At 68.3% G+C, this 23,471-nt stretch carries 19 protein-coding genes; 10 read left to right on the forward strand and 9 right to left on the reverse strand.

All coding sequences use genetic code 11. From position 1 onward, the window contains the following. Positions 1-287: 287 nt before the first annotated feature. The 3 genes from ACFVMC_RS18050 to ACFVMC_RS18060 all read right to left on the reverse strand — a co-directional run bounded on the left by ACFVMC_RS18050 (position 288) and on the right by ACFVMC_RS18060 (position 5,497). Complete coding sequence (locus ACFVMC_RS18050) at positions 288-800, reverse strand: hypothetical protein (RefSeq protein WP_379211577.1); 513 nt, start codon at positions 798-800, stop codon at positions 288-290. A gap of 218 nt (positions 801-1,018) precedes the next feature. Next, positions 1,019-4,663, reverse strand: coding sequence for a cobaltochelatase subunit CobN (cobN, locus tag ACFVMC_RS18055; protein WP_379211578.1), 3,645 nt, complete (start codon positions 4,661-4,663; stop codon positions 1,019-1,021). Between the two features lie 234 nt (positions 4,664-4,897). Next, positions 4,898-5,497: a TetR/AcrR family transcriptional regulator gene (locus ACFVMC_RS18060; protein ID WP_379211580.1), complete on the reverse strand. Its 600-nt coding sequence runs from the start codon at positions 5,495-5,497 to the stop codon at positions 4,898-4,900. 93 nt (positions 5,498-5,590) lie between these two features. Between ACFVMC_RS18060 and ACFVMC_RS18065 the strand changes: the two genes are divergently transcribed. The 3 genes from ACFVMC_RS18065 to ACFVMC_RS18075 all read left to right on the forward strand — a co-directional run bounded on the left by ACFVMC_RS18065 (position 5,591) and on the right by ACFVMC_RS18075 (position 9,852). Next, the gene (locus tag ACFVMC_RS18065; protein ID WP_379211582.1) at positions 5,591-7,144 is read left to right on the forward strand and encodes an MFS transporter; all 1,554 of its coding nucleotides are present in this window, start codon (positions 5,591-5,593) and stop codon (positions 7,142-7,144) included. A 189-nt stretch (positions 7,145-7,333) separates the two neighbouring features. After that, positions 7,334-8,461, forward strand: a complete 1,128-nt coding sequence (gene cobG / locus ACFVMC_RS18070; RefSeq protein WP_379211584.1) for a precorrin-3B synthase — start codon at positions 7,334-7,336, stop codon at positions 8,459-8,461. 272 nt (positions 8,462-8,733) lie between these two features. Then, complete coding sequence (locus tag ACFVMC_RS18075) at positions 8,734-9,852, forward strand: transcription termination factor Rho, short form (RefSeq protein ID WP_379211586.1); 1,119 nt, start codon at positions 8,734-8,736, stop codon at positions 9,850-9,852. An 80-nt stretch (positions 9,853-9,932) separates the two neighbouring features. On the opposite strand, the gene ddaH is transcribed toward ACFVMC_RS18075, so the two are convergent. Further along, a complete protein-coding gene (gene ddaH / locus ACFVMC_RS18080) occupies positions 9,933-10,781 on the reverse strand; it encodes a dimethylargininase (protein ID WP_379211587.1) in 849 nt (282 codons plus the stop codon). 138 nt (positions 10,782-10,919) lie between these two features. Here ddaH and ACFVMC_RS18085 point away from each other — a divergent pair, with 138 nt between their 5' ends. The 5 genes from ACFVMC_RS18085 (at position 10,920) to ACFVMC_RS18105 (ending at position 15,361) form a co-directional block, all read left to right on the forward strand. Further along, complete coding sequence (locus ACFVMC_RS18085; protein WP_379211589.1) at positions 10,920-11,357, forward strand: Lrp/AsnC family transcriptional regulator; 438 nt, start codon at positions 10,920-10,922, stop codon at positions 11,355-11,357. A 32-nt stretch (positions 11,358-11,389) separates the two neighbouring features. Next, positions 11,390-12,028: a precorrin-8X methylmutase gene (locus ACFVMC_RS18090; protein WP_379211590.1), complete on the forward strand. Its 639-nt coding sequence runs from the start codon at positions 11,390-11,392 to the stop codon at positions 12,026-12,028. A gap of 70 nt (positions 12,029-12,098) precedes the next feature. After that, entirely contained in the window at positions 12,099-13,718 is a 1,620-nt protein-coding gene (locus ACFVMC_RS18095; RefSeq protein WP_379212392.1) for a precorrin-2 C(20)-methyltransferase, read from the forward strand. A 192-nt stretch (positions 13,719-13,910) separates the two neighbouring features. Further along, positions 13,911-14,864 carry a tellurite resistance/C4-dicarboxylate transporter family protein gene (locus ACFVMC_RS18100; RefSeq protein WP_379211592.1) on the forward strand — a complete coding sequence of 318 codons (954 nt, stop codon included), beginning with the start codon at positions 13,911-13,913 and terminating at the stop codon, positions 14,862-14,864. Next, positions 14,843-15,361, forward strand: coding sequence for a PadR family transcriptional regulator (locus ACFVMC_RS18105; RefSeq protein ID WP_379211594.1), 519 nt, complete (start codon positions 14,843-14,845; stop codon positions 15,359-15,361). The genes ACFVMC_RS18100 and ACFVMC_RS18105 overlap by 22 nt, the downstream gene beginning before the upstream one ends. Positions 15,362-15,405: 44 nt before the next feature. Here ACFVMC_RS18105 and ACFVMC_RS18110 read toward each other — a convergent pair whose 3' ends face one another. The 4 genes from ACFVMC_RS18110 to ACFVMC_RS18125 form a co-directional block, all read right to left on the reverse strand. Continuing rightward, complete coding sequence (locus ACFVMC_RS18110; protein WP_379212394.1) at positions 15,406-16,146, reverse strand: cobalt-precorrin-6A reductase; 741 nt, start codon at positions 16,144-16,146, stop codon at positions 15,406-15,408. Further along, positions 16,143-16,733 (reverse strand): DUF6861 domain-containing protein, encoded by a 591-nt coding sequence (locus ACFVMC_RS18115; RefSeq protein ID WP_379211596.1) that lies wholly within the window; start codon positions 16,731-16,733, stop codon positions 16,143-16,145. The genes ACFVMC_RS18110 and ACFVMC_RS18115 overlap by 4 nt, the downstream gene beginning before the upstream one ends. Positions 16,734-16,827: 94 nt before the next feature. After that, positions 16,828-18,054 carry a precorrin-6y C5,15-methyltransferase (decarboxylating) subunit CbiE gene (gene cbiE / locus ACFVMC_RS18120; RefSeq protein WP_379211598.1) on the reverse strand — a complete coding sequence of 409 codons (1,227 nt, stop codon included), beginning with the start codon at positions 18,052-18,054 and terminating at the stop codon, positions 16,828-16,830. Between the two features lie 52 nt (positions 18,055-18,106). Beyond that, complete coding sequence (locus ACFVMC_RS18125; protein ID WP_379211599.1) at positions 18,107-18,862, reverse strand: SDR family NAD(P)-dependent oxidoreductase; 756 nt, start codon at positions 18,860-18,862, stop codon at positions 18,107-18,109. 40 nt (positions 18,863-18,902) lie between these two features. Here ACFVMC_RS18125 and ACFVMC_RS18130 point away from each other — a divergent pair, with 40 nt between their 5' ends. Together ACFVMC_RS18130 and ACFVMC_RS18135 are read left to right on the forward strand one after the other, a co-directional pair. Next, on the forward strand, positions 18,903-19,307 hold the full coding sequence (locus ACFVMC_RS18130; protein WP_379211601.1) for a PPOX class F420-dependent oxidoreductase: 405 nt from the start codon (positions 18,903-18,905) through the stop codon (positions 19,305-19,307). Positions 19,308-19,401: 94 nt separating this feature from the next. Continuing rightward, positions 19,402-20,337: an NAD(P)-dependent oxidoreductase gene (locus ACFVMC_RS18135; RefSeq protein ID WP_379212396.1), complete on the forward strand. Its 936-nt coding sequence runs from the start codon at positions 19,402-19,404 to the stop codon at positions 20,335-20,337. A 67-nt stretch (positions 20,338-20,404) separates the two neighbouring features. Here ACFVMC_RS18135 and ACFVMC_RS18140 read toward each other — a convergent pair whose 3' ends face one another. Next, on the reverse strand, positions 20,405-23,374 hold the full coding sequence (locus ACFVMC_RS18140; protein WP_379211603.1) for an NACHT domain-containing protein: 2,970 nt from the start codon (positions 23,372-23,374) through the stop codon (positions 20,405-20,407). Between the last annotated feature and the right edge of the window lie 97 nt (positions 23,375-23,471).

The following is a 23,471-nucleotide window of genomic DNA, read 5'->3' on the forward strand; positions in this document are numbered from 1 at the left end:
TGTCTTGTGGGCCCTGCTGCGAGACGGACGCGAATTCAGCATCGACAGACCGGCTTTGGGTGTCGTTATGGCTTGACAAGTTCATTGAGAGTCCTCCTCACGATGGACCGGAGTCTGTCCCTCCATCATGACGATTACCGAAGTCGCCCGCGATAAACGGGTCGCACGACGAATTGGAATGCAATCATCCCCGTAAAAGCGATCCCCGGTCGGCGACCTTTCCGGAAGACCGGTTCGGTCGCTCGGCCGGGGATATCCGAAGCCGGTTCACCGCCACATGATCCAGGTCATTGGTTGGCGCCGGTGATTCCGCCGATGATGCCACCGATAATGCACCCCGGAATAGCACCCGCGACGAAGAACAGCGCGCCGATCAGGAAGCCGATCGCACAACCGATCAACACGCCCGCGACGGTCGTGCCGGCATCACCGATGTACTGCAGTTGCGGCTGCGCCGGAGCATTCACCGGCGCCAGCGTCAGCGTGCTCGCGGCGGCATCGAGGGTCGGCGCCACCTCGATGCGCTGCCCCGCCGCCGTGTGCACTGTGGTGGGCACCGACGCGAGGACCGCACCATCGGGAGCGATCACAGCGACCCCGTCCGGCCGGAGCTCGAACGTGCCCGCCGCGAGGGTGAGCGTGGCCGCCGAGCGGTCCGGCGCGACCGCGGCCGTGTAGGCGACGCCGCGGTCGATGCCGTCGAACGTCTGCGCCGCCGGCGCGCCGTGCGCGGTGGCCGCGGTGACGCCGGTCGCCGCGGCGGTCAAAACTGCTGCCGCTACCAGTTTTCTGATCTTCATAACAGTGTCCAATCATCCAGCCGAATCGATTTCTGTACCCCGAGATACGGACCTGGGATTCAATAATCATGCGCCCGGACGGCATTGGATGTTCGCGAAACGACGCGAATAATTCGCTCTTCAAGATCTAATAATGACCCCAAAAATAGGGGATGGCGGCCGATTTCCGAAATTCGGCATGGACCGGACGCCGCTGGGTACTCGCGCCCGGCCGTCCGCTACTCCAGTTCGCCCTCGGTCTCCAGGTACACCTGACGCAACCGATCCAGGGTCTGCGGCTCCGGCGCCGCCCACATGCCGCGTTCGGCCGCCTCCAGCAGCCGCTCGGTGATCCCGTGCAGCGCCCAGGGATTCGACTGTTCCATGAATTTGCGGTTCACGTCGTCGAAGACGTAGCTCTCGGTGAGTTTCTCGTACATCCAGTCGGCGACCACATCGGTGGTGGCGTCGTAGCCGAACAGATAGTCGACCGTCGCGGCCATTTCGAACGCACCTTTGTAACCGTGCCGGCGCATCGCATCCAGCCAGCGCGGATTCACCACGCGCGCACGGAAGACCCGGGAGGTCTCCTCGGACAGCGTGCGGGTGCGCACCGCGTCCGGGCGGGTGCTGTCGCCGATGTAGGCCTCCGGGTTCTTGCCCGTGAGCGCGCGCACGGTGGCGACCATGCCGCCGTGGTACTGGAAATAGTCGTCGGAGTCGGCGATATCGTGCTCGCGGGTGTCGGTGTTCTTGGCGGCCACCGCGATTCGCCGGTACGCGGTGCGCATGTCATCCGCAGCCGGCGCGCCGTCGAGGTCGCGGCCGTAGGCGAAACCACCCCAGGCCGTGTACACCTGCGCCAGATCGTCGTCGGTGCGCCAACTCTTGGAATCGATGAGCTGCAACAGGCCCGCGCCGTAGGTGCCGGGCTTGGAACCGAAGATGCGGGTGGTGGCACGGCGCTCGTCGCCGTGCTCGGCCAGATCCGACCGGGTGTGCGCGCGAACGAAATTCAGCTCCGCCGGCTCGTCGAGCGCGGCGACCAGGCGCACCGCGTCGTCCAGCAGGGCCAGCACGTGCGGGAACGCGTCCCGGAAGAAGCCGCTGATCCGCACGGTGACATCGATGCGCGGACGGTTCAGTTCCTCGAGCGAGATCACCTCCAGCGAGGTGACCCGGCGGCTCGCCTCGTCCCACACCGGCCGCACGCCGAGCAGCGCCAGTACCTCGGCGATATCGTCACCGGAGGTTCGCATCGCCGAGGTACCCCACACCGAAAGTCCCACCGAGCGCGGATATTCGCCGTGATCGGCCAGATACCGCTCCAGCAGCGACTCGGCCATCGCCTGCCCGGTCTCCCAGGCCAGCCGCGACGGCACCGCCTTCGGATCCACCGAATAGAAGTTCCGCCCCGTCGGCAGCACATTGATCAGCCCGCGCAGCGGCGATCCGCTCGGCCCCGCAGGTACGAACCCGCCGTTCAGCGCGTGCAGCACCCGATCGATCTCGACCCGCGTCTCCCGCAACCGCGGTACCACCTCGGTCGCCGCGAACCGCAGCACCGTCGCGACCGCCGCCAGGCGCTCCGAATCCGCCTGCACCGCAACATCTCCGGCCTCGGCAGCGACCCGGCCGTCGAGGATGGCGGTCTCGAAGCCGGCGACGAGCCGATCCACCGCGGCGGGCGACCAGTTCTCGGCCTGGAGGGCGGCGAGGAGCTCGCGGGCGCGGGCTTCGACGACGTCGACGCGGGCGCGGGCTTCGTCTCCGGATTCGCTGAGGCCCAGGGCTTCTCGGAGGCCGGGGAGGTTCTGTTCACCGCCCCAGAGCTGGCGGGCGCGCAGCATGGCCAGCACCAGATCCAGTTCCATGTCCTCGACGGGAGCCTGGCCCAGGATGTGCAGGCCATCGCGGATCTGCACATCCTTGATCTCACACAGCCACCCGTCGACGTGCAGCAGCATGTCGTCGAAGACATCCTCGTCGGGGCGGTCGGTGAGGCCCAGATCGTGGTCCATCTTCGCGGCCCGCATCAGTGTCCAGATCTGCTGGCGGATGGCGGGCAGCTTGGCCGGGTCCAGGGTGGAGATATTGGAGTGCTCGTCGAGCAGCTGTTCCAGACGCGAGATGTCGCCGTAGGTTTCGGCGCGCGCCATCGGCGGGATCAGATGATCGACCAGGGTGGCGTGTGCGCGCCGCTTGGCCTGGGTGCCCTCGCCGGGATCATTGACCAGGAACGGGTAGATCAGCGGCAGGTCACCGAGCGCGGCGTCGGTACCGCAGGAGGCGGACATGCCGAGGGTCTTGCCGGGCAGCCACTCCAGATTGCCGTGCTTGCCCAGATGCACCATGGCGTCGGCGCCGAATCCCTCGGCCAGCCAGCGGTAGGCGGCCAGATAGTGGTGGCTGGGTGGCAGATCGGGGTCGTGGTAGATCGCGACCGGGTTCTCGCCGAAGCCGCGGGGTGGCTGCACCATCAGCACGATATTGCCGAAACGCAGTGCGGCGATCACGATCTCGCCCTGCGGATCCTGCGACCGATCGACGTACATCTGTCCCGGCGGCGGCCCCCACGCCTCGATCACCGCCGCGCGCAGATCCTCGGGCAGCTGCTCGAACCACCGCGTGTAGACGGCGGCGCCGAGCCGAATCGGGTTGCCCTCCAGCTGTTCCGCGGTCAGCCAGTCCGGATCCTGGCCGCCCGCGGCGATCAGCGCGTGGATCAGCGCGTCACCGTCCTGGGCGTCCAGGCCGGGGATCTCTCCTGGCGAGCCGAGATCGTAACCGGCGGAACGCATTTCGGAGAGCAACCGAATCGCGGAGGCCGGCGTGTCCAGGCCGACGGCGTTACCGATGCGCGCGTGCTTGGTCGGATACGCCGACAGCATGAGCACGACGCGCTTGTCCGCGTTCGGGATATGGCGCAGCCGGGCGTAGCGGACCGCGATCCCCGCCACCCGGGCGGCGCGCTCGGCATCGGGCACATAGGCCGACAGCCCGTCGGCGTCGAACTCCTTGAACGAGAACGGAACCGTGATGATGCGGCCGTCGAACTCGGGCACCGCCACCTGGGTCGCGACATCCAGCGGGGACAGGCCGTCGTCATTGGCCTCCCACTGGGCGCGACCGCTGGTCAGACACAACCCTTGCAGGATCGGCACATCCAGTTCGGCCAGCGCCGCCACATCCCAGGCCTCGTCGTCACCGCCGGCCGAGACGGTCGCCGGTTTGGTGCCGCCGGCCGCGAGTACCGTCACCACGAGCGCGTCGGCGGTGCGCAGGGTGTCGAGCAGTTCGGGCTCGGCGGTACGCAGCGAAGCACAGTACAGCGGAAGGGCTTTCGCGCCCGCGGCCTCGATCGCGGCACACAGGGCATCGACGTAGCCGGTGTTCCCGGCCAGATGCTGGGCGCGGTAGTAGACCACCGCCACTGTCGGCCCGTCCACCGGCGCGGCCGTCCGTTCCAGCACACCCCAGCTGGGCAGCTGCACCGGCGGCGCGAAGCCGTGACCGGTGAGCAGCACGGTGTCGGACAGGAAGTTGTGCAGCTGACGCAGGTTCTCCGCACCGCCCGCGGCGAGATAGTTGTGGGCGTCCGCGGCCACGCCGCCGGGCACGGTGGAGCATTCCATCAGCTCCGCGTCCGGTGCGATCTCACCGCCGAGCGCGACCATCGGAACCCCGCTCGCCCGCACCGCTTCCAGGCCGTCCTCCCAGGCCCGCTTGCCGCCGAGAATGCGCACGATCACCAGGTCGGCGCCGTCCAGCAGGGCGGGCAGATCATCGACCAGCAATCGAGCCGGATTGCCCCAGCGGTACCCGGCGCCGCTGGCGCGCGCGCTGAGCAGATCGGTATCGGACGTGGACAGCAGCAGAATCACAGGTGGCCTTCCTCGGGTTACGCGCCCATCGGTGGGTTGCTGCTCGCCGGAGAGGGTCTGGCTGTTTCAGTGGCGCGACCGCACCGGGATTGCACCGGTTTCCTCAGCGCCCGCCGAGCAAAGGGGATCGTACCCAGCCGGGTAGCGGGGCTCGAGGGGCGGTGCTCGGAGTGGCGAATTCACGCATTCGGCCGCCGGACGGGGCGAGGATCGGCGAATAGTGCACGCCGGTCTCTAACGGCCTCGATCACGTGTCCGCGCGTAGAGGAAGTCGTCCACGATCCGCACGGTATCCGCGGGCGTGACCCGGCCGATGCCGATCAGTTCGGTGAAGATCAGCGGCCCCAGCAACTGGGACATCGCGGCGATCACATCCAGATCGCCCAGCACCGCACGTGCTTCGGCGGTCTCGATGACCTGGTCGAACGGGACGCGGTAGCGATCGATCAGCTGCTGGCGCAGGGCGGTCAGCGCGGGGGCGTCCTGCTCGGCCCCTGTGGCCAGCCAGGCGAGCACGGCGACTTGCAGCGACGCTTCGCGAATCGCGGCCGCCTGCCGGTCCAGCAGCGTGATCAGGCGATCGCGCAGCGGGCCGGGCGCGGGGGCCTCGATGACCGACGGCAGCAGGAGTTCCACTGTCGCCGCGCGCAAGTCGACGATGTTGTCGAAGTGCCGGTACAGCGTGGTCTTGGCGACCCCGGACTGCCGGGTCACCGCTTCGACCGTGATCGCTTCCAGCCCACCGGATTTCAACAGCGCGGCGGCGGCGTCGAGTAGGCGCGCCCGCGACCGTAGCAGGCGTGGGTCGACATCGCTGTTCGCGGCGGAACTCATCGGCACAGCATTCCTCTCGTCGAGGGCTACCGCCACCCGCGGCAGTTGTGCTACCACTAGTAGCGTAACGATACGGATAGTAGCGGAGTTCTGATGACATCGACCCAGCATTTATCGGCGGCGCAGCGCTGGCTGCTCGCACTGTCCTGCCTCGCGGTCACCCTGGTCATCGCCTCGATGGCCGCGCTGTATACCGCGCTACCCGAGATTGCCGCCGCCACCGGCGCCAGCCAGCGGCAACTGACCTGGATCGTCGACGGCTACACCCTCACCCTCGCCTGCCTGGTACTGCCCGCGGGCGCGCTCGGCGACCGATTCGGACGGCGAAAGATGCTGATCGGCGGGCTGATCGCGTTCTCCGCCGCCTCGGCGCTCCCGCTGGTGCTCGATGATCCGGTCTGGCTGATCGCGGCGCGCGCGGCGGCGGGTGTGGGCGCGGCCCTGGTCATGCCGTCGACGCTGTCCCTGCTCACGGCCAGTTTTCCGGAGGAGCGCCGAGGCGCGGCGATCGGGTTGTGGGCCGGAATCGCCGGGGCCGGAGCGGTCCTGGGCATCGTGGGTTCGGGTCTGCTGCTGTCCCAGTGGTCGTGGCTGTCGATCTTCGTGGCCATGACGGTGGCCGGGCTCGCGCTCGGCGTGGGCGCGTTCACCGTGCCGGAGTCGATGGATCAGGCGCGGCCCGCGCTGGATCCGCTGGGCGCGCTCACCGCGGCGCTCACGGTCGGGCTGGTGGTGATCGCCGCGATCGAGGCGCCGGAGCGCGGCTGGCTCGATCCCCTGGTCCTCGCGCTGTTCGCCGGCGGCGTGGTCGCCGGGGCGCTGTTCACGCTGATCGAACTGCGGGTCGCCAATCCGATGCTGGATGTGCGGCTGTTCGCCGATCGGGGATTCGGCAGCGGCACCGCCGCGATCACCATCCAGTTCCTGATCTCGTTCGGCACCTTCATGGTGCTGGTGCAGTTCCTACAGCTGATCCTCGGGTACGCGCCGCTGCTCTCGGCGATCGCGATCGCGCCCATGATGGTGCCGATGGTGGCCGTGTCGGCGGTATCACCGTGGCTGGCCGATCGGATCGGGCTGCGCTGGACGACGCTGACCGGCCTGGTCGTGCTGGGTGCGTCGATGCTGGTCATGTCCCGGCTGGGCACCGGCGCGGGCTATCTGGACGCACTGTGGCCGCTGTTGATCATGAGCGCCGGAATCGGCCTGTGCACCGCACCCGCCACCACCGCCATCATCGCGGGCACACCCGAGGAAAAGCACGGTGTCGCGGCCGCGGTCAACGACGCCGCCCGCGAGATCGGCGCCGCGATCGGCATCGCCATCATGGGCAGCCTGCTCGCCGCCGGCTACAGCGAACGCATCGCCCCCGCGCTGCCCCGGCTGCCCGAAGCCGCCCGCGAGCCCGTCTCCGATTCCCTCGCCGCCGCCCTCCAGGTCGCCGAACGCGCCGGCCCCCAGGCCGAACCGCTCGCCGCCTTCGCCAAGGACGCCTTCATGCACGGCGTCCAGCAGGCCGCCCTGGTCGTCGGCTGCCTGACCCTCGCCGCCGCCTTCCTGATCGCGCTCTGGGCCCCGGGCCGTTCCAAACCCTCTCTCCCCCAACCGGTTACAGCCGAACTCGAACCCGTCGCAACCCCGAACTGACGTCGCTGTCAGCGACCGCACCTCCGCATTCGCGCCCGCACCACCGCGATCGCTCACCCCGAAGTCGCCGGTGGCGGTGTGAACTCACCGCCGAGCCACTGATCAGGGTTCGCTGCCGAACCCGTCGACCGGCCTGCGGTTCTCCTACCTGTCCGGGGTTGCTCGGGGCCGGGCTCGTAGGCTCGAGGGGTGAGACGTGAGGTTCCCGATTCGTGCCCCGGTGTGCTGCGGCTGCACCAGGCGGCCGACGGGCCGCTGGCGCGGGTGCGGGTGCCCGGGGGGCGGCTGGAGCCGGGGCAGATGCAGGCGCTCGCGGCGGCGGCGGCCGAGCTCGGGGACGGGAATATCGAGCTGACCTCGCGGGGGAATGCGCAACTGCGGCAGGTGCGCGACGCCGGGGAGCTGACGCGACGGCTGGAGGCTGCGGGGCTGCTGCCCAGCCATACGCACGAGCGGGTGCGCAATATCGTGGCGTCACCGCTGGCAGGGCGGGTCGGCGGGTACAGCGACGTGCACCCGCTGGTCTCGGCGCTCGATGCGGGATTGCGTGCGGCAGCACGGTTGGCCGAACTGCCCGGCCGGGTCCTGTTCACTCTCGACGACGGGCGCGGCGATATCAGCGGGCTGGGCGGCGATATCGGGGTGCACGCGGTCGGCGGCACGGAATTCGCGCTGGTGCTCGCCGGGCAGGACAGTGGGATTCGCGTGTCCGGCACGGACGCGGTGCAGGTCATGCTGGCGGCCGCGCACGGGTTCCTCGAGCTCGGTTCGGGGCAGTGGCGGCTGCGCGAAGTCGACGAAGGCGTGGCCGGGGTGATCGAGTACCTGGGCCTTTCCCCCAGTGCCGCACCGCTGGAATTCGGTGCCGCCCACGATCTTCCGATCGGCTGGCTGGAGCAGGACAACGGTCTGGTCGCTCTCGGTGCGGGCGTGCGGCTCGGCTCCCTGCCGGCGCGGCTGGCCGAATTCCTCGCTGCCGTCGACCGTCCGATCGTCCTCACGCCGTGGCGCGGCCTGGTCCTCGCGGATCTGGCGGAGGGCGTGGCCGAGCAGGTTGTCCGGGTGCTTGCCCCCATGGGCCTGCTCTTCGACGCCACCTCGCCGTGGCTGCTGGTCAGCGCGTGCGCGGGTCGACCCGGCTGCGCCAAGTCACTCACCGATGTCCGCGCCGATGTCGCCGTCGCCGTGGAATCCGGCGAGGTCACCACCCGGCAGCACTGGTCCGGGTGCGAACGCCACTGCGGTCGCCCCCGCGGGGCTGTCACCGAAGTCACCGCCACCACCGGCGGCAGCTACCGCGTCGACCGGGCACACTGACCCGGCACCCGGGGTAGCTCTGGTCATCCCACCCGTACGCCGCCCTCGCCGCGGCTGCGGTCCCGCCCACGCACGCCTCGCTTGCGCAAATTCCGCGATGCCGCTACCGTAGGGGAATCTCCATCTTGTGGATGTAGGTGTCGACTCCCTCCCACAAACCCCTTGTTCGCCACGGCGCTCTCGCATACCCATCAGCGATGCGGGCGTCACCTCATCCGGCGGGATCTCCGGCGAGCCGCCACTCCAGAACTCATCCCCGAAGGGGAAACATCATGCAGGACAACACTATCCGGACCATATCCGGAATCATCGACATCGTCGGCAAGCACGCCACGCTGCGGGTCGACGGCTTCGCGCCCGGCCCGCACGACGCCCATGTGCCACCGCGCCTGATCCGCGAACACGCGTTGCGCCGCGGCGACACCGTCACCGGCGCCGTCGGCGCCCAGCGCGAGAACGCCGCACTGCCACCGCTGACCAGCGTGCACGACGTCAACGGACAACCACCCGAAAACACCGGGGCCCGGCCGGATTTCGCCGACCTGGTACCCATCTACCCGCAGGACCGCCTGCGCCTGGAAACCGAATCGCACGAACTCACCACGCGCACCACCGATCTGGTGATGCCGATCGGCAAGGGCCAGCGCGCCCTGATCGTCGCGCCCCCGAAAGCGGGCAAAACCTCGGTGCTGCAAGCCATCGCGCACGGCATCGCCAAGAACCACCCCGAATGCGAGCTCATGCTCGTCCTGGTCGGCGAACGCCCCGAGGAGGTGACCGACCTGTCGCGCGCGGTACCCGCACAGGTCGCCGCGTCCACCTTCGACCAGCCCGCGCACGAACACATCGCGGTCGCCGAACTCGCCATCGAACACGCCAAACGCCGGGTGGAGATGGGCCACGACGTGGTCGTACTGCTCGACTCGCTGACTCGCCTGGCCCGCGCCTACAACCTGGCCGCCGCCGGGTCCGGCCGCATCCTCTCCGGCGGCGTCGACGCCGCCGCGCTGGCCCCGCCGAAGAAATTCCTCGGCGCCGCACGCAATCTCGAACACGGCGGCTCGCTGACGATCGTCGCCACCGCCCTGGTCGAGACCGGGTCGCTGGCCGACACCGTCATCTTCGAGGAGTACAAGGGCACCGGCAACGCGGAACTCAAGCTCGATCGGCAATTGGCCGGCCGTCGCCTGTTCCCCGCGATCGATATCGACCGGTCCAGCACCCGCAAGGAGAACTTGCTGCTGACCCCGGACGAACTCGCCGCCATCGGATCGCTGCGCGGCACCCTGGCCGGGCGCGAACCACAGCAGGCCCTCGAACTCCTGCTCACCGGCTTGCGCCAGACCGACACCAATGCCGAATTCCTGACCCAGATCCGGAAGGCGGGCTGACCCGCCGCCGAGCACACGGCCGCACCCGGCGCGTGGGAGTGTCGCGCGACCAGCGGGCGCCGCGGCCGGACACCGACGTTTCAGTCGTGCAGCTCCAGGGTGCAGCATTTGACGCCGCCGCCCGCGCGCAGCAATTCCGAGAGATCCAGGCCGATCGGCTGGTAGCCGTTGGCGTGCAACATCTCTCGCAGCGTCTGGGCGCGGTCGCTGACGAAGACGTGGTAGCCGTCGGAGACACCGTTGAGCCCGAGCACTGCCGCGTCCGCGTCGGTGGCGACGATGGCGTCCGGGTAGAGCGCGGCCAGAATCGCGCGACTGTCGGGGCTGAACGCCCCCGGGAAGTAGGCGATATTGTCCTCGTCGAGCGCCATGAGCGCCGTATCGAGGTGATAGAAGCGCGGATCCACCAACTCCAGCGACACCACGGGCCGGCCGAAGAAGTGCTCGACCTCCCGGTGCGCGGCCACCGAGCTGCGGAATCCGGTCGCGGCGAGAATCCGCGCACCGACTCGGATGAAATCGCCCTCACCCTCATTGGTTTCCGCTGCCGCGACCACCTCACCGAAGCCGCGACCGGCGAACCACCGGTGGTAGGCGGGCCCCTCGGCGGCGCGCTCGGGATGGGTGAAACGCGCCGACATCGCCCGCCCGCCGTAGACCAGTCCGCTGTTGGCGGCGAACACCATATCCGGCAGTCCGGGCTCGCCGGGCACCAGATCGACCTGGTGCCCATGCTGTTCGTACACCGCGCGCAGTGTCTCCCACTGTGCGATCGCGCGGGCCCGGTCGACCGGTTCGGCCGGATTCATCCACGGATTGATCGCGTAGTTGACAGCGAAATGGTCCGGTCGGCACATCACGAAACGACGCGGGGTGGGCCGCCGCGCCGGAGTGGAATCGGAAGAGGTCAGGGTGGCTACAGAAGTCATCGGGGCTCCCGGAGTCGGCGCGGAGAATGCGGGTTGCCATGAAGGTAAATGACCTACTATTGCGCCAGGAACATCGATTCATTGCGTTGTTGATCGGCACATCGACGATTCATTGCGCGGACAGCGAAGAGGTGTGACATGGACGATCTCGATCGGCGGATTCTGGGCCATCTGCTCAAATCCGCGCGCGCCTCGTTCCAGGAGATCGGTTCGGCCATCGGCCTGTCCGCGCCCGCCGTCAAACGCCGGGTCGATCGCATGGTCGCCAGCGGCCAGATCACCGGCTTCACGGCCCTGGTCAATCCCGCCGCACTCGGCTGGACCACCGAGGCCTATGTCGAGGTCTACTACCGCGACAACATCTCCCCCGCCGAACTACGCCGCAGCCTGGAACCGATACCGCAGGTCGTCGGCGTGTGGACCATCGCGGGCGAAGCCGACGCGCTCGTCCACGTCATGGCCGCCGACATGGCCGAGATCGAATCGACCGTGGAGCGCATTCGGGAGAACACCCGGGTCGGCCGCACCCGCAGCTCGATCGTCATGTCCCGCATCCTGGAGCGCCCCCGCACCTGAGCGCCCGAGACCGTGCTCATAGGGTGGTGCGCATGTCCGACGTGCGTACCAGCTACCTCACCGACGGTGCCGAGATCTATCGGCGCTCGTTCGCGACGATCCGCGCGGAGGCGGATCTGCGCCGGTTCCCGGCCGATGTCGCGCAGGTGGTGGTGCGCATGATCCACGGCAGCGGCCAGGTCGACCTCGCCGAGGACATCGCGTTCTCGCCGGGCGTGGTGGCGGCGGCGCGGTCCGCGCTGCGGGCCGGTGCACCGATCCTGTGCGATGCCACCATGGTCGCGGCGGGCGTCACCCGTAAGCGGCTGCCCGCCGGCAACGAGGTGCTGTGCCTGCTCGCCGACCCCCGGGTCCCGGAACTCGCGGCCGCCCTGGGCAATACGCGTTCGGCCGCCGCGCTGGAGCTGTGGCGCGACCGGCTCGACGGCGCCGTCGTCGCGATCGGCAACGCGCCGACCGCACTGTTCCATCTACTCGATCTCCTGGACGCGGGCGTACCCCGCCCGGCCGCCGTCCTCGGTATCCCGGTCGGATTCATCGGGGCCGCCGAATCCAAGGACGCGCTCATCGACTACGGCAACGGGATCGAGTACTTGACCGTGCGCGGCCGCCGCGGTGGCAGCGCCATCACTGCCTCGGCACTGAATGCGATTGCGAGCGAACAGGAATGAACGAGCGAATCATGCGCCGGTGCGCGTCGCGCCGATCGGAGCCGAGCATCGGGGTGCGCGCGTGAACGAGATAACGCCCGGCAAACTCTGGGGTGTCGGGCTCGGCCCGGGCGATCCGGAACTGGTGACGGTCAAGGCCGCCAAGGTGATCGAGGCCGCCGATGTCATCGCCTTCCACAGTGCCCGGCACGGTCGCAGCATCTCGCGCGGGATCGCCGCGCCGTACATGCGCGCGGGCCAGCTCGAGGAACACCTGATCTACCCGGTCACTACCGAGACCACCGACCATCCCGGCGGCTATCAGGGCGCGATCGACGAGTTCTACGAGGCCGCCGCCGAACGCCTGGCCGCGCATCTCACGGCGGGCCGCTCGGTCGCACTGCTGGCCGCGGGTGATCCGCTCTTCTACAGCTCCTACATGCACATGCATCGTCGCCTGGCCGACCGATTCGAGGCCGAGATCATTCCCGGGATCACCTCGGTCAGCGCGGCTTCGGCGGCGTTGGGCACCCCGCTGGTGGAGGGCGAGCAGGTGCTGACGATCCTGCCCGGCACGCTGCCCGCCGACGAACTCACCCGGCGGCTGCGCGATACCGACGCGGCCGCCATCATGAAGCTCGGCCGCACCTACCCCGGTGTGCGCCAGGCACTTTCGGACTCGGGCCGGTTGAAGGACGCCTACTACGTCGAACGCGCCAGCTCCACCCGCCAGCGCGTCCTGGCCGCCGCGGACGTCGACGACGCCGAGGTCCCCTACTTCTCCATCACCCTGGTCCCCGGCCCCGAACCGACCACCGCCTTGCCCGCAACCGTTGCGCGACAGAGTGTTACCGCCGAGGCCGACGCGAGCCCGGTCGGCGATCGCTCGTCGGCCGAGCCACAGCTCGGCAGCGGGGCGGAATTGCCCACGTCTCCCGAGGCCGCTCGAGTCACCGACCAGCCCTCGGCCGGAGAGGTCGTCGTCATCGGGCTGGGCCCCGGCTCTCCGGAGTGGACCACCCCCGAGGTGCAGCGGGCGTTGACCGAGGCCACCGATCTGGTCGGTTACACCACCTACATCGACCGGGTGCCCGAGCGGCCCGGGCAGCGCAGGCATGCGAGCGACAATCGGGTCGAATCCGAGCGGGCCGCCATGGCACTGGATCTGGCCAAGCAGGGAGCCAGGGTCGCCGTGGTGTCGTCCGGCGATCCGGGGGTGTTCGCGATGGCAGCGGCCGTGGTGGAAGAGTCCGCGGATCCGCAATGGGACGGTGTTCCGGTGCGGGTGCTGCCCGGCCTCACCGCCGCCAACGCGGTCGCCAGCCGGATCGGCGCACCGCTGGGCCACGACTACGCGATGATCTCGCTGTCCGACCGCCTCAAGCCGTGGGGCACTGTCGCCCAACGCCTTTCGGCCGTCGCGGCGGCCGACATGGCCATCGCGATCTACAATCCCGCGTCGTCCCAGCGCACCTGGCAGGTCGGGGCCATGCGCGACCTGCTCCTCGAGCACCGCGCCCCCGACACCCCCGTGGTCCTGGGCCGAGACGTCGGCGGACCCACCGAATCCGTCCGCGTCGTCACCCTGGCCGACCTCGACCCCGAGGATGTCGACATGCGCACCCTCCTGATCATCGGCGCCTCCACCACCGCGGTCTTCGACACCGACCAGGGTCCACGCGTCTATACGTCCCGTCGCTACAACAAGTAGCCGCCGCCCACTGCGCCGAACGACCGCGACTCTCGCCCGGTGCGGCGGTGCCCGCCGAGAGCCCATCAGATGTGCGGACAGCGAGTATCCGCTGTGGCGGTGCCGGGCCGCGCCTTCCAGGACGGCGTTCTTTCGAAAGGACCGGCCGTCGTGTCGCTTGACCATTGCGCACAGCGCGGCTGAGATTGCGGGATGGCGGAGCGGCGAGAGCCGGAGGCGTGGCGGGAGTTGCCGCCGGCGGCGGGATCGTTCGTCATGGCGACCGGGATCATCTCGGTGGGGCTGCATCTGGTTCGGTGGGAGGTCGCGTCGTGGGTCTCCGCGGCGATCGCGGGGACGGTCTGGGTGCTGCTGGCCGCGGATTTCATGGATCGGCTGCTGTGGCACCGGGCGCGGTGGGAAGCGGAGGCGGTGACGGCTCCGGCGCTGACCGGGGTCGCGGCGACGACGGTGCTCGGCACCCGGCTGTCGCTGGCGGAATGGCAGTGGCCGGCCGCGGCGCTGCTGCTGATCGGGCTGACGGTGTGGCCGATCCTGCTGGTCCTGGTGATCCGGCACTGGACCCGGAGCATGCCGGGCGCCGCGTTTCTGGTCTGCGTGTCGACACAGGGTCTGGCCGTGCTGACCGCGACCCTGGCCCAGGCCGGGGCGGGCGACTGGCTGATATCGGTGTCGCTGCTGTTCTTCGGGCTCGGCATTCCGCTGTACGCGGCGGCGTTCGCCCGCTTCGATCTGCGCCAGGTCCGGCAGGGCGCGGGCGATCAGTGGGTGGCCGCGGGTGCGCTGGCGATCTCGGCGCTGGCGGCCTCGAAACTCACCGCGTGGCCGGACTGGACCGGCCTGCCGCACACGATCCTGCGTGGCGTCACACTCACGCTGCTCGGCCTGTGCCTGCTCGGCTACGGCATCCTGCTGGTGTCGGAGGTGCTCGACCCGCGCCCGGGTTACAGCATTCGACGCTGGGCCACGGTGTTCCCGCTGGGCATGACCGCGGTGGCGACCCTGTCCACGTCCGCTGCGACGCGGATCGGATTCCTGCATCCGCTGGGCGTCGGGCTGCTCGTCATCGCGGTCGCCGGGTGGGTCCTGGTGTGCGGGCAGCTCCCGTGGGCTAACATTCCACTATGGAACATCGCAAACCGCTGAATTCCACGGCGGCCTCACTGCTCGGGTTCCTGCACGAGGGCCCGATGTCGGGCTGGGATCTCACCGCCCTGGCCCAGGACCGGATCGGCGACTTCTGGACCATCACCCAGAGTCAGGTATATCGAGAGCTCGCCGCCATGGACGCCGCCGGGCTGATCGAGAAGGGCCCGGTCGGCGCCCGCGAGCGCACACCGTATCAGATCACCGCGGCCGGCCGGGAAGCGTTCCACGAGTGGATCTCTCGCGATCCGGGCGCCGAGACCATCCGGGTCCCACTGCTGCTCACCCTCGCCTTCGGCAATCATCTCGACCCGGCCCACCGCGACCGGATCATCGCCGCCAATCGCGAGATCCACCAGCGGCGGCTCGACGGATATCTGGCCGACGAACCCATGGACATGCCGCCGCACCAGCGCGCCACCCTCGCCTTCGGCATCACCTACGAACGTGGCGTCCTCGACTGGTTCGACCGTTTGCCGGGCCTGCTCACCGATTGAATCCACCCGAACCGGAATCGCCGTCCGCCGATATCCGATGTGACCTACTCGATCATCCTGCGGCGCAACCACTCCCACGCGTCGAGCGCGGACGCCATCACCGGACTGCCCGGTGGTAGCGGCGGCCGGTCGACCAGCACGACCGGCAGGCCCGCGGCACGGGCAGCGCTGAGCTTGGCTTCGGTCGGACTGCCACCACTGTCCTTGGTGACCACCATGTCGATCCGGTGCCCGACCAGCAGGGCCGTCTCCTGCTCGACCGTGAAAGGCCCTCGGGCGAGCAGCAATTCATGATTCGCGGGCACCGCACCGGTGGGCGGATCGATGGCCCGGATCAGGAACCAGCGGTCCGATGATCCGGCGAACGCGGCTACGCCCTGACGGCCGATCGTCAAGAAGACCCGCGCGCCGAGCTCCGGAAGCGCCGCTGCCGCAGCCAGATCGGCGACCCGAATCCACCGGTCGCCGGATTGCGCGGTCCACCCGGGCCGCCGCACATGCAGCAGTGGCAGACCGAGCTCGGCGGCCGCGGCGGCCGCATGGGCGCTCATGGTGCCCGCGAACGGATGGGTGGCGTCGAGCACCGCGTCGATCGCGTTGGCCGCCAACCACTCTCGCAGACCCTCGACACCGCCGAAGCCGCCGATGCGCACCGCTCCCACGGGCAACAGGGGGTCGCGAACGCGTCCGGCGAGCGAGGAGACGATCTCGACTCCGCGCTCGCCGGACGCGAGCTGGGCCAGTTCCCGGGCTTCCCCGGTACCGCCCAGAATCAGAACCCTCAGGGCTGCCCGCTGAAGTAGGCGATGCCCGCGTTGATCAGATTCGGGCCACCCGCGATGAGCAGGCCGATGAGCGCACCCGGAATCGCGCCGATGCCGACGAAGAAGAACCCGATGATGCCGCCGATGAGCGCGCCCAGCGAGGCGCGCTGCAACTCGGCGAAGAACCATTGCTGCGAGGAGATGTCCTGGGCGAACTGCTGCGCCGCGACGGGATCCACCTTCAGATCCTTGGTGTCGGGCGTGAGGGTGAGCTTCTGACCCGCCTCGTCGATGGTCGCCGCGATCGGGACCAGCTGCTCACCGACCATGGCGGCCAGCGGGATCTGGGTGACGACCGCGCCTGCGGTGTTCTTGACCGAGACGTTCTTCTGGTCGGCGTCGAGGCTGAACGCACCGTCGGTGAGCGCGGCCACGATCGTCTTGTCGACCACCTGCACCGCGTAGCCGACGCCCTGCTCCTGGCCCTGCACGGTCTGTGCGGCCTGGCTCTGGACGACGGGGGCGGGCGCGGCGCCGGCGGTACCGGCCGCGACGGCGGTGGCCGCGACGGCGATGATCGCGGTAGCGGCGAATTTCTTGTATCTCATCAATCTCCCTAACCGGAAAACAGATCCGAAGATCAGGATCTCGGGGCCGACCATACCGGGGCAGCTGCCGGGAATCACCTGTGCACTGGGGAGCTCAGGGCGCGATGATCTTGGTCACCGACCACTGGGCGACCGGCAGTTGCGGCCGCCACGCGGTGAAGCCGCCGAGCGGCTCACCCCGGTAAATCTGAAACTTCCGCAGTTCACCGCCGTGTGCGGCGGCCCAGTGCACCAGCAGCGCTTCGGATTCCGCCGTGACGGCATTGGCGACCAGCCGCCCGCCCTGGCGTAGATGTGACCAGCACGTCTCCAGTACGCCAGGCTGGGTCAGGCCGCCGCCGACGAAGATCGCGTCCGGCTCGGGGGAACCTTCCAGGTCCCCGGGCACTTCGCCGCGGATCTCGAGCCGCGCGACACCCAGCACCGACGCATTGGCCGCGATCTGCCGCCGCCGGGATTCCAACCGTTCGAAGGTGACCGCCCGGCAGTCCGGGTGCGTGCGGCACCATTCGATCGCGATCGTCCCCGAGCCCCCACCGATATCCCAGAGGGTCTCGCCCGGCGCGGGTGCCAGGGCGGACAGGGTGAGGGCACGGACCTCCCGCTTGGTGAGCTGACCGTCCCCGTCGTAACTGGCGTCCGGGAGACCGGGAATTCGGGTGCGGCGCGGCGCGGCGGGATCGGCGATGCCCTCGATCGCGACGATATTCAACGGATCGCCCGGCTCGTGCTTCCAGTCGTGTGCGTCACCGGCGTAGATCCGTTCCGCCGGGCCGTCCAGCTGCTCCAGCACGGTCAGCCTGGAATCACCGAAACCATTGTCCGCCAAGAGTTCCGCGAGCCGGGCCGGGGTCCGCGCGTCCTCGGCGAGTACGAGCACCCGGCGACCGTCCGCCAATTCCGGCAGCACCGTTTCCAGTGGCCGCCCCACCGCACTGACCACGGGAACCTCCGCCAGCGCCCACCCCAGGCGGGCACACGCCAGCGACACCGACGACGGTTGTGGCAGTACCCGCAGCGCTGGCACGCCGAGCAGGCGCGCCAGCGTCACCCCGATCCCGTAGAACATCGGATCCCCGCTGGCCAGCACCGCGACCCGGCGGCCTCGATACAGCTCGAGCAGCCCGGGCAGTGCGGGCACCAGCGGCGAGGGCCACGCCACCCGCTCCCCCGCGATCTCCGCGGGCACCAGGTCGAGCTGCCGCCCGGAGCCGAACACCACATCGGAGGCTGTGACCGCCTCTCGCGCGCGCGCACCGAGCCCGTCCCATCCGTCTGCGCCGATCCCTACCACCGCGATCGGCTCGCCCGTCCAGCTCACCGCGGCCACCCCCGGCCGTCGGGCTGACGGCAGCCGTTGCGGGCGGCGCCGCTCATCGCGGCATCCGGCGCCAGATCGATTGCGGCACAAAGCGAGTGGCGAGGAAGACCAGGTTGAGGATCCGCGGGACAGCGATCCGGGGCGCGCGGCGGCGCAGCCCGGCGACCACCGCGTCGGCAACCTCGGCGGGCGTGCTGGGGAACGGGGCCGGTGTCATCCCCTCGGTCATACGGCCGATCACGAAACCGGGCCGAACCAGCAGCAGGTGGACGGTACTGCCGTGCAGGGCATCGGCGAGACCACTCGCGAAACCCCACAGCCCGGCCTTGGCCGAACCATAGACATAGTTGGCGCGCCGCACCCGCACACCCGCGATGGAACCGAACACCACGATCTGACTGTCGTCCTGCGCGCGCAGCAGGTTCACGAGCGTGGTCAGCACGCTGACCTGCGCGACATAGTCGGTGTGCACGACCGCGACCGCGTGCGCCGGGTCCTGTTCGGCGCGCGCCTGGTCCCCCAGGATCCCGAACGCGAGCACCGCGACCCCGATCCCGCCGTGCTCGGCCACGACCTTCTCCAGCAGCGCCGGATGACTCGCGGTGTCGTCGGCGTCGAATTCCACGGCGTGCACCGCCGTCGCCCCCGCGGCGTCGACCGCCGCGGTTTCCGCTGCCAGATCGCCACTGCGGCGCGCCGCCAGGATCACCACCCGCCCCGGCGCCAGCCGCCGCGCGATCTCCAACCCGATCTCACTGCGTCCGCCGAGTACCAACACCGGCCCCTGCGCAACACCTCGCAATCCCATGGGCTCAGTCTGTCATCCTCGAACCGCTACGGTTTCTGGCATGCCGACCACCGCCGCCGAACTGACTCCCGCCGCCGGGGAATTCCTCACCGAACGCCATCTCGCCACCCTCACCACACTGCGCCCCGACGGCACCCCGCACGTGGTCGCGGTCGGCTTCACCTGGGATTCGGAAGCGGGGATCGCCCGCATCATCACCGATACCGCGACCACCAAGGCGCGCAATGTCCGGCGCACGGGGTATGCGGCCGTCAGCCAGGTCGACGGCGCGCGCTTCCTCACCCTCGAAGGCCCGGCGACTGTGCTCGACGATCCCGCCGCGGTGCTGGCGGCCGAGACCCGCTACACCGCCCGCTATAAACCGCCGCGCGTCAACCCCACCCGAGTCGTCATCGCCATCCAGGTCAGCCGGGTGCTGTCCAGCCGGGGCCTGCGTTCGGCGTGATCCAGGTCACCGCCGACCCGGCCGCGATCGCCTGACCTGCTCGCAAACCTCTTCGTAATCAGCCGCACCTGAATGTGCGTACTTTTCGCGCCGAATTCGGCCGGGCACGATCGAATCCGGCGCCGAAAACATCCACAGTCAGACAACGAAGGGGCACACAATGTCTCAGCAGCAGTCCGTCACCGTCGTCGGCCTGGGCCCGATGGGCCAGGCCATGGTCCGCGCGTTCCGTAAGGCCGGCGTCGAGGTGACGGTGTGGAATCGCAGCGCCGACAAGGCCGCCGCGCGCGCCGCCGAGGTGGGCGCGACCCACGCCGGTTCCCTCGCCGAGGCGATCGAGGCCAACTCCCTGATCGTGCTCAGCCTCACCCACTACGCCGCCATGTACGACGTGCTGGGGCCGGTGAGCGATCGGCTCGACGGCAAGACCGTCGCCAACCTGTCCTCGGACTCCCCCGAGCAGGCCCGCAAGGGCGGGGCCTGGGTCCGCTCGCACGGCGCCGAATTCCTTTCCGGCGGTGTCATGTCGGCGGGCGACAATATCGAACACCCGGCCTCCTACATCTTCTACAGCGGTCCCCGCGAGGTGTTCGACGCGCACGCCGCCGTCTTGCTCCCGCTGAGCCCGCAGGAGTACCTGGGAGTGGACGACGGGCTGGCCCAGGTCTTCTACCAGGGTCTGCTCACCATCTTCCATCCGTGGCTGCTCGCCTTCGACCAGGCCACCGCCATGATCGAACGATCCGGTCACGACATCGCGCAATTCCTCCCGTACGCCGTACGCTCCAACGCCGCCTTCCCGTTCTTCATGGAGCAGTTCACGGAGGCGAACAAGAACGGCGGCTTCGCGGACCCTGCGGCGCTGCGCATGATGGACGCGGGCGCCCAGCACATCATCGACGCCAGCGCCGAGGTCGGAGTCGACGCGACCTTCTCACAGGTCTCCCAGTCCTTCTGGCGCAAGGCCATCGCGGCCTCGGAGACGGCGGGAAAGGCCGTGTCGACCTACGAGTTGATGCGCGGGGAATGACCCCGAACCGGCTGGTGCGCAAGTGATTCCGCGCCAGCCGGGTCAGCTCCGCGCTGCGGGGGACAACTCATTCCGCCACCTGTGGTGGCGGCGACCAGAGATCCTTCCTGTCCTGCGCCCACAGGTCCAACCAGGCGGCGAGATCCGGGGCGACGCGCAAGTCACGGGCCCATTCCGCAACGGTCGCACGCGGTGTGACCGGCACCGAAGGCACGAGCTTCTCATTCAACTCGACACGAGCCGCCACCAGGAACAGCAGAGCGGTTCGGCATTCGACCGCGTATCCGGCCACCCGCTTCAAGAGCGGGAAGTAGTCGAAATGATCTACCGCCACGGCGGGATGATCGGGAATCGAATGGGCGCCCAGCGATTTCAGCTGCTCGCGCAGTCCCGCCTCGAAGCAGCGCAAGAACATGGCGACCCGCGCTACCGGCATGACACTGCGACGATGGCTGGCGAAGCTGTCGAAGATCCATTCCGCCATCGACGTGGGCCCCAACGTCGACAATGGTGAGACATACTGTTCGAAGAGGAATACGAATACCTTGTCGAACCGCACCTCGCTGAGCCCGGTGAACTGATCCAGATCGGCATGTCCACTCTGCAACAGCATGACGTACTCGATATCGAGATTGCCGGCGAACTTCCGCAGATACGGCCCGACGGCGAGGGTGACCTGATTGATCGCGACGACAGCTCTCGGCTTGATCACGGCCGGCCCCGGTGCGGCCAAGAGATAGCGGGCATGAATCGCAAACCATAACTGTCGACGCGTAGTCGGTTCAGCAGGCAGCTCGACGATGTTCTTGGTGAAGTCCTCCGCCAACAATTCGATAATGGCCTGATGATGCTTCGACACCGGATCGAGCAGGCGTGCAACGGCAGCACTGTCGTCGAAGGTGAGCTGTTCCAGGGCGAATCGGAGTAGTGACCGCATCGCCGCGGTACTGAGCGGAACGCAATTCGCGATCCCGGCCAGATAGGCGGCGCCGACCCGCCGCTTCGTCATTCGCCTCGATTCGTCGGCCGATCGACCTCGCATATCCGAGTATGTGCTGTGCCGAGACGCCGGGAAGTCACCACGAAGCTTGTCGACCATGGCCGCTATCACATCCGACGCTCCCGCCAGGGAGCGTTCCTCGAACAGCGCGCAGCACACCTGCGCGTAGATCTCCGATTTGCCCGCCGTGACCAACGGGTACAGGTGATCGACCACAGCGTGGACAGATTGGTGCGTGCGAACAAAATACAAGGCACCGAAGTACTCGCGGAAGCTGGCGTGGGTGAAAGTGAACAGGTCCCGGTCGTTGCGGTCCAACCCGATATCGGTGAAGATCCAGGCACGCCCACGGCAGCGCGCCAGCATCGCATGAACGAATTCTTCGGCTTGCTGCCGACTGGCGAAGGTGCGTTCCGCAAGGAACGGAACGAGTTCGTCGACGATGGCCTGCTCGGTGAAACCGGTTATGGTTTCCCTGTCGAGTTCGAAATGCGCGAGGCGGGCAAGCGCCGTCTTGGTCGTCGCGACATTCGGAATATCGACGACGATACGGAAGTGCCGATCACGTTCGGACAGTAGGAGTTCGATGCACTTCTCGTACAGCGAGGCCCGGTCCTCCGGAATCGTACCCAAGCCGCGGTAGAGCACGCACATGAATGCAAGCAGCAGCGGGTTCTCCGTGAGATCCCGCATCCCGGTACTTTGCTCCATGAAATCGCGCACCGCATGGACCACCTCATCCGATCGCACATCCGGCTGCACCGAAAACCACTGCTTGACATAGGTTTCGATGCGCCGCTCGGAGAAGGATCCGATTTCGTAGGCCGTGAACAACTGCGGATTCAACGCCGCCGTCGCGTAACCGATCTTCCGGCAGGTCACCAGGATCTTCAGGAACTGATAGGCCTTCGCGATCGACTCGATCTTCTTGGCCAGATGCGCGCGATCGGCATTGTTGAACACCTCGTCCAGACCGTCGAAGACGATGAGTGCGCTGTCCTCGTGCAGGAGTTTCATGATCGACTCGGCCGAGGCTTCGATCTCGTAGCGCCGGTGCAGCAGATTCGACAGCAGGGTGGGCAGATGAAACTCCGGCTCCTCGAGTTCACGCAGCACGACGATGAACGGGACGAGGTTGTACTCACGCGCCAACTCGAGCGCGGCCACCGTGCTCGAGGTCGACTTGCCGCCACCGGGGTCGCCGACCAGAACGGATCTGTCGATCGCGGTATAGAAGCGAGTGAAGGTGTCGGCGTTCAGATCCGGTTGACGACCGGTGTGCGGACGCATCGATTTCGTGTCGAGACGAAACACGGTCGGCCCGACGAAGAGGTCCGTGTAGTCCACGGTCCGGCGTACATGCAGATCCGGTGAGGTGATTTCGCGGTGATTGGCAGTGAACAGCATTCGGTACCGGTCGACCCAATCCAGGCTCGTGCGTCGGGCGACGTCGCGGGTCAGGTACTCGAGCGAGGTGCTGATGGAATTCATGATGTCGGTCGCCACGATGCTGAAGGCCCAGCGGTGCGCGTCCTGCGTCGAACGGGTGCGGTGTTTGATGTTGTCGGCGGCCCGAGCGCATTGCTCGTCCATCTGCGTGAAGAAGGCCTGGCCGAAGACGGGGGTGAAGATCTCCGGATTGCTCTGCCAGGCCACGGACGAGGATCCGGGCCGATTCACACCCGGCAGACCACGATAGAAATCTTCGAGGGCCGCGCCGACCGAACTCATGATCCGCCTCTTCGGGGCCGTACCCTCGGCCACGATATCGACGGCGATGAGCATCCTGGTGAGCGCGATGAATTCGGGAGTTCGCGCGAATCGGCACATCAACTCTGGGGACATTGCCCGGGGCAGCTTCGCTAGAATCGAATCGCTCCAGGTCCCCACCAGGTCGTCGGCACTGCGCCGCGGTGGCGCGACATATGCGACCGGCGTACCGATCGTTCGCTCGGCCGCGATCCGCTGGATCCGGTGCAGAATCTCCTCGCCCGCGAAATCGGCGACAACACCCAGCATCGACCCCGTTGCTGACATGGTCGAGTCCCCTTTGAACGTGCCGACGACATCGAACAGCTCGAACGCGATGTCAGGCTACTCGTTCCGGGCATCCGCCGAAGTGTGATCGCCACAG

This window comes from Nocardia sp. NPDC127579 (assembly GCF_042672005.1).
In the GTDB taxonomy this organism is placed as follows: domain Bacteria; phylum Actinomycetota; class Actinomycetes; order Mycobacteriales; family Mycobacteriaceae; genus Nocardia.

What these genes read in the sequence shown, in the direction of transcription:
- ACFVMC_RS18125 (WP_379211599.1), bottom strand. Translation starts at nt 18,862, where the DNA reads ATGGGATTGCGAGGTGTTGCGCAGGGGCCGGTGTTGGTACTCGGCGGA.
- ACFVMC_RS18060 (WP_379211580.1), bottom strand. Translation starts at nt 5,497, where the DNA reads ATGAGTTCCGCCGCGAACAGCGATGTCGACCCACGCCTGCTACGGTCG.
- ACFVMC_RS18065 (WP_379211582.1), top strand. Translation starts at nt 5,591, where the DNA reads ATGACATCGACCCAGCATTTATCGGCGGCGCAGCGCTGGCTGCTCGCA.
- ACFVMC_RS18115 (WP_379211596.1), bottom strand. Translation starts at nt 16,733, where the DNA reads ATGAGATACAAGAAATTCGCCGCTACCGCGATCATCGCCGTCGCGGCC.
- ACFVMC_RS18130 (WP_379211601.1), top strand. Translation starts at nt 18,903, where the DNA reads ATGCCGACCACCGCCGCCGAACTGACTCCCGCCGCCGGGGAATTCCTC.
- ACFVMC_RS18050 (WP_379211577.1), bottom strand. Translation starts at nt 800, where the DNA reads ATGAAGATCAGAAAACTGGTAGCGGCAGCAGTTTTGACCGCCGCGGCG.
- ACFVMC_RS18140 (WP_379211603.1), bottom strand. Translation starts at nt 23,374, where the DNA reads ATGTCAGCAACGGGGTCGATGCTGGGTGTTGTCGCCGATTTCGCGGGC.
- ACFVMC_RS18075 (WP_379211586.1), top strand. Translation starts at nt 8,734, where the DNA reads ATGCAGGACAACACTATCCGGACCATATCCGGAATCATCGACATCGTC.
- ACFVMC_RS18100 (WP_379211592.1), top strand. Translation starts at nt 13,911, where the DNA reads ATGGCGGAGCGGCGAGAGCCGGAGGCGTGGCGGGAGTTGCCGCCGGCG.
- ACFVMC_RS18105 (WP_379211594.1), top strand. Translation starts at nt 14,843, where the DNA reads ATGGAACATCGCAAACCGCTGAATTCCACGGCGGCCTCACTGCTCGGG.
- ddaH (WP_379211587.1), bottom strand. Translation starts at nt 10,781, where the DNA reads ATGACTTCTGTAGCCACCCTGACCTCTTCCGATTCCACTCCGGCGCGG.
- ACFVMC_RS18085 (WP_379211589.1), top strand. Translation starts at nt 10,920, where the DNA reads ATGGACGATCTCGATCGGCGGATTCTGGGCCATCTGCTCAAATCCGCG.
- ACFVMC_RS18090 (WP_379211590.1), top strand. Translation starts at nt 11,390, where the DNA reads ATGTCCGACGTGCGTACCAGCTACCTCACCGACGGTGCCGAGATCTAT.